The sequence below is a fragment of the Zavarzinella formosa DSM 19928 genome, assembly GCF_000255705.1.
Lineage (GTDB): Bacteria > Planctomycetota > Planctomycetia > Gemmatales > Gemmataceae > Zavarzinella > Zavarzinella formosa.
The window spans coordinates 278,231-283,764 of record NZ_JH636445.1 but is presented as its reverse complement, the minus strand read 5'-3'; the positions used below and the strand labels follow the sequence as shown (position 1 = coordinate 283,764).

The window sequence follows — 5,534 nt, the reverse complement described above, 5'->3', positions numbered from 1 at the left end:
CAACCGCTCGTGGCAATGACCGACCAGCCGGGCGGATACCTCAATGGGAGACCGGGACAGCTTGTCGTAAAAAGCCCGGGTCGTGGCCGGGAGTTCGTCCTGTTCGTCCGCCTCCAACAGCCGCTCCCGGGCGCTTTCCGCCGGCCCGAGCAGGCAATCGGCGATGAGTTGAACCATTTGGGAAAACGTCAGTTGACGTTGGTAACACCCTCCCCGAAACTCGTCGTACAACCGGTCCAGTTCGGCCGGATCGAGCACATGCCGCATCAACCGAAGCGTCGCCTCCGCCAGCGGGAGACGCATTAAAACACTCGCCTCAAACGGCATCTCTTGGGTTTCCATCCACGTCTCCTGCTCAAAACCGCCTCAACGCGAATAATAACTCCCGCTCTCATCAGACGTTACGATTTCCAAAGATCTTCACACGACTGCTGCGTCAGCGGTGGGGGTTGCTTTCTGAGTGTGGCAGCTACCCCCACCGCTGACGCAGTGGGGCTCTTGCTGTGTTTGATTCCGCTCACCGCAAATTCGCAAACTCCGCCGAGGCGAACATCGCCTGAGCCAGCGCCGACCACGATTTGCGGCGGGCATCCCGACCGCCGAACTGCTTGGCGTAGGCCGTCAGGAATTCACCGGCGGCCTTCACTTCCCGGTCGTTCGGGGGGCGGGCGTAGAACATCTCGTAAGCCCGCTTGATGCGGTTCGGTTCGTCGTCCCCGGAGGCGAGCAGTTTGTCGGCGACGGCCTCCGATTGCCGGATCACGAACGGGTTGTTCATCAGGTAGAGCGATTGGGCGGGAACCGTCGTCGTGGCCCGTTCGCCCGCGACGGCGTTGGGGTCCGGGAAGTCGAACAGCGTCAGAGCTTCCGGCAATTGTTCACGAATCACTGTCAGGTAGACGGTGCGGTGCGGATTGTCTTTTTGGAACGGGCCTTGGAAGCGTTGCAACGCCTGCACCGGGCCTTCGCCGACTCGGGCGACATCGGAACCCGTGGAAGGCTTCAAATCCATCAGGCCGGAAATGGCCATCATCGAATCCCGGATCGGCTCGGCTTCCAATCGGCGGGGGCTCATTCGCCACAGCAACGTGTTTTCCGGGTCGAGGTCGAAGTTCTTGGCGTCTTGGACGCTGGCTAGTTGATAAGCGTGGCTCAACATCAGGGAGCGGATCAGTTTCTTCACGCCCCAGCCGTCCTTCATGAACTGGACGGCCAGAGTGTCCAGAAGGGGCTGGTTGACCGGCTTTTGGCCGGAAGCGCCGAAGTTGTCCGGCGAGGGGACGATGCCTTGGCCGAACAAGTGGGACCAGACGCGGTTGACGAACACGCGAGCCGTCAGCGGGTTCTTGTCCGAGGCCATCCAATCGGCCAGTTCTTTGCGGCCGCTTCCCGAGGTGATTGAAACGGGCTTGGCGGTCATCACCTGCGGGAAACCTCGGGCCACCCGTTCGCCGGGTTTGTCAATTTCCCCGCGGGCAAGAATCGCCGTGTCCGACGCCCGTGAGCGTTCGCGGGCGCCCATCGCCAGCAGTTTCGGTTGGCCGTCCTTATCGTACATCGTGGCCCGGCTTTCGAGGAGGCCGATTTGGACGCGGGTGCGGATGGCGGCCATCGAGGCGAAGCCACCCTCTTTGAAGGCTTTGGCTTGCTCTTCCTTTAAGTCGGTGATTTGCTTTTCCAAGGCCGTTCGCTGGGCGAGCGTCATCGGCTCGATGCCGGGCGTGTAACCCGATTCGGCCGTAAGGGGAATCAGCGGGCTGGGGTGGTTGGATTGAAGCGTCCGCACGGAGCCGTAACAAGTTTCCGTGCTGCGGAAGATCCCGGCGAGGGAGTAATAATCCTTCTGGGGAATCGGATCGAACTTGTGGTCGTGGCAGCGGGCACAAGCGACGGTCATGCCCATGAACGCTTGAAAAGTCGTGTCGATTTGTTCATCCGCGAGATCCATTTGGAACTGCATCGGATTGCGTTCGTTGTGGTTCTTCGGCCCGATGGAAAGGAAGCCGGTGGCGATGGCGAATTCGGCTTTTTCACGCTCGTCTCTGGCTTTCAGCAAATCCCCGGCGAGTTGTTCCCGGACGAACTGATCGAACGGTTTGTCCTTGTTGAAACTCTCGATCACATAATCCCGATATCGCCACGCATGGGGATAACCGAAGTTCGCCGCCTTGCCGCTCGACTCGGCATAGCGGGCCACATCCAGCCAATGCCGGCCCCAGCGTTCGCCGAAACGGGGGGAATCTAACAGGCGATCAATCACGATGGCCAAGGCGTTCGGCGAGGGGTCTTTGACAAACGCCTCCACTTCGCCGGGTGTCGGTGGCAGGCCGATCAGATCGAAATAAACCCGGCGAATCAGGGTGTTTTTATCTGCGTCACCCACCGGCTTTAGGCCCCTGCCCTCCAACCCGGCGAGGATGAACTTGTCCGTGTCATTCTTCGGCCAAGTCGTTTGTTGAACCGCCGGGGGCGGGGTTTTCACCGGCGGTTGGAAGGCCCAGAACTGCCGACCCTTTTCAATGTCAATTTCCTTGGCATGGGCAACGGCCGCATGACTTTCGCGCGGGTCGGCCGCGCCGGTGGAAATCCATTTTTCAAAATCCGCGATCACCTCGTCCGAGAGTTTCGTCTTCGGGGGCATTTTCAGATTTTCGTCTGTATATTTGATGGCTTTCAGGAGCAGGCTTCGCCTCAGATCATTAGGGACCACGGCCGGGCCGGTTTCGCCCCCTTTGCGGATGGCGTCACGGGTGTCGAGGAGGAGGCCCCCCTTCTCCTTCTTGGCCTCCTCGGAATGGCAGGAATAGCATTGGGCCACCAGCACCGGGCGAATCTTCTTCTCGAAGAACGCCACTTGTTCGGCCGTCGGCTTCTCGTTGCCCGCCTTGGACGCCGGGGGATCGACTTCCTTCTTCGGCATGTCCTTCTTGGGGAAGCCATCCTTCCCTTTGGCCCCCATCTCGCGGAGTTTCTTGAACTCGTCGAGGCTCAGTTTGCCGTCCTTGTTAGCATCAAGCCGGTCAAACAGGAAATCGCCAACTTTCGGGTTGTCCTTGAGTTTGCCCCCGAGAGACATGAGGGCTTTGAATTCTTCCTTGGAGAGTTTGCCGTCCTTGTCTTTGTCGGCCAGTTCAAACGCCTTTTCCGGGTCAGCAAACTTGCCCTTGGCCTCCTGACCGATCATCGGCTCGGCCATGCTGACGACGACGATCAACCCGACGGACAGGACAACCACACGGGCCAGCATGAAAGAAAGGCGGCTCATGCGCGGACACCTCCGAAAGACGGGAACGAAGCGGGCCGATGGGGGGTTCAACCCCGAGGTTGAAAAAAGGTTACGCGAAAAAGTGAATGACTGTCAGAGAAATGAGGGATTAAGAGACTTGGCTGTGATCGGGGACGCTGGCTGTCATTGAGGATCGCGACCGTGCGTTTTTCGGAAGGTGTTTCTTGCCTCGGCCTCGACCTCATTTGGCAATCGTCCCGGCGTGTTCCAACTTTCCCGGTAGCTCTCCAAATCCTTCTCGTCCTGATTCTTGCCAAATATGGCATCGAAAACAAAGTTGAAAAACGCCTCCACGAATCCGCCAATGATGGTGTCACTCAAACTGGGAGTTTCGGATTTATCAATGGCGATCTCCCGAGTGCTGGCACACCCAAATGTCGAAAAGACAAGCAACATGCAGCAAGTGCGAGCAAGGCGAGTCACGATAAAGTCCTTGAGCGATAAGTCCGGAATTATCTGCGTATATTCGACCAATCGTGCGTGTGTCAATGCTGATCATTCAGTCTTCCGGCGAATAGATCGACCTCCCCCCATCCACCGGCAGGCAGACGCCAGTGATGAAATCGTTGTCGATCAAACTGAGAACCGCTTTCGCCACATGATGCGGCGTTCCCTCTCGTTTCACGAGCGTGGCATTGATCGCCTGTCGGCGTTCTTCGTCCGGCATGTCCGGCGGGAGCATTACCGGGCCGGGCAGGACGGCGTTTACCCTTACCTTGGGGTTCCGCGTACCCAGTTCCACGGCCAGCGACCGGGTTAGAGTGGTGACTCCTCCTTTTGACGGAAAGTACGCCGCATAATCGAGATACGGTCGAATCTCCGCCCAATCTCCGATGTTGATGATGCAACCTCCCTCCAATTGGGCGACCATTCGCAGCCCGGCGATTTGGGCGCAAAGGAAGGTGCCGAGGGTGTTGGTTTCAAAATGTTCCCGCACATCGGCGGCGGTGACTTGTTCCAGCGGTTTCCGGTTCCAGATGGCTGCTGAGTTCACCAACACGTCAAGCCGACCGAACTCAGCCCAGACGGCGTCCATGAGTCTGGTCACGGCTTGTTCGTCCGCCAAATCGGCTTGAAATGCAACCGCTTTCACTCCCAAAGATTGCAGAAAGGCCACCGTCTCGGCCGCCTCGGCTTCCGAAGAGCGGTAATGGACGGCGATGGAATATCCCGCTTTGGCCAGCGTCTCGGCGATGGCATGGCCGACCCGTTTTTTGCCACTGCCGGTGACGAGGGCGATTTTGGAAGAATTCATGTGGCCAATGTCCAATTGATAAGGGATTGACGAGAAATCTATAGCAGGTTCCGTTGAAGAAATGACCGGCATCGGGATACTATCTGACGATTCTCCTCACCATTCTCCGAGAGGTTCTCTCATGCGAACATTGATTCTGACCCTCGCCACCGTGCTGGCCTTGGGCGGCATCGGCCGGGCCGACGACAAGGCCACGGAACTCGTCAAGAAAGCCATCGACGCCCACGGCGGAGCCGATGCCCTGAACAAGTACAAAGCCGGCCGGTTGAACATGAACGGCGAATTTGCCCTGGGCGGCATGTCCTTCAAGTTCACCGGCAAACTGTCCTACTCCACGCCGGACCGTTTCAAAATGGAAATGAACGCCAAGGTCGCCGGGATGAACTTGGTCATCAACCAAACGGTGAACGGCAAGAACATCAAAAACACCGTCACCCTTGACGGCATGAAACAACCCGGCGGCAACGGTTCCGACGAAGACGAACTGCGGTTCGCGGCCGCCTTGCAAGAAGTCGGCCTGCTAACCCCGTTGCTCGACGCCAAGAAATTTGAAATCAAGGCTCTCGATGATACCGAGTTCGACGGCGTCAAATACTCGGGCATCGAGGTGAAGGTTCTCGCCCTCAAGAAGGATTGTAAACTCTACTTCGACAAGAAAACCGGCCTGCAAACGATCACCGTTCACCAAGCGAAAGCCGCCAACGAAACCGGCGGCATGGATGACGTGAAGGAAGAAACCTTCGGCTCGGATTTCAAGAAGATCAACGGTGTGCTGGTTCCCATGAAACTCCTCGTCAACCACGACGGCAAGAAGTTCATGGAAATCAATTGCAAGGATTATGAGTTGCTGGAAAGCATCGACGCGAAGGAATTCGCCATCGACGACTGATGGTGAAGTTGGACAGAAGAACAGCAAAGCCCGGCGCTCAGAACATCATCTGAACGCCGGGCTTTGCTGTCGGGCATCACTTGGCCAGCCGGTATGAGCAACCG

General features: G+C 57.8%; 4 protein-coding genes and 1 pseudogene. 1 reads left to right on the top strand and 4 read right to left on the bottom strand.

The window, feature by feature from the left end; genetic code table 11:
- From BGIM_RS65110 to BGIM_RS0133005, 4 genes and pseudogenes are all read right to left on the bottom strand, one after another.
- Positions 1–342: pseudogene (locus tag BGIM_RS65110) on the bottom strand (hypothetical protein); the annotation flags it as partial.
- 175 nt (positions 343–517) lie between these two features.
- Positions 518–3,265, bottom strand: coding sequence for a DUF1549 domain-containing protein (locus BGIM_RS53675; protein ID WP_020473936.1), 2,748 nt, complete (start codon positions 3,263–3,265; stop codon positions 518–520).
- A gap of 144 nt (positions 3,266–3,409) precedes the next feature.
- The gene (locus tag BGIM_RS0133010) at positions 3,410–3,709 is read right to left on the bottom strand and encodes a hypothetical protein (RefSeq protein WP_162136314.1); all 300 of its coding nucleotides are present in this window, start codon (positions 3,707–3,709) and stop codon (positions 3,410–3,412) included.
- Between the two features lie 76 nt (positions 3,710–3,785).
- Positions 3,786–4,541 carry an SDR family NAD(P)-dependent oxidoreductase gene (locus BGIM_RS0133005; RefSeq protein WP_052640098.1) on the bottom strand — a complete coding sequence of 252 codons (756 nt, stop codon included), beginning with the start codon at positions 4,539–4,541 and terminating at the stop codon, positions 3,786–3,788.
- Between the two features lie 121 nt (positions 4,542–4,662).
- Here BGIM_RS0133005 and BGIM_RS0133000 point away from each other — a divergent pair, with 121 nt between their 5' ends.
- On the top strand, positions 4,663–5,430 hold the full coding sequence (locus tag BGIM_RS0133000) for a hypothetical protein (protein WP_020473933.1): 768 nt from the start codon (positions 4,663–4,665) through the stop codon (positions 5,428–5,430).
- Positions 5,431–5,534: the final 104 nt, after the last annotated feature.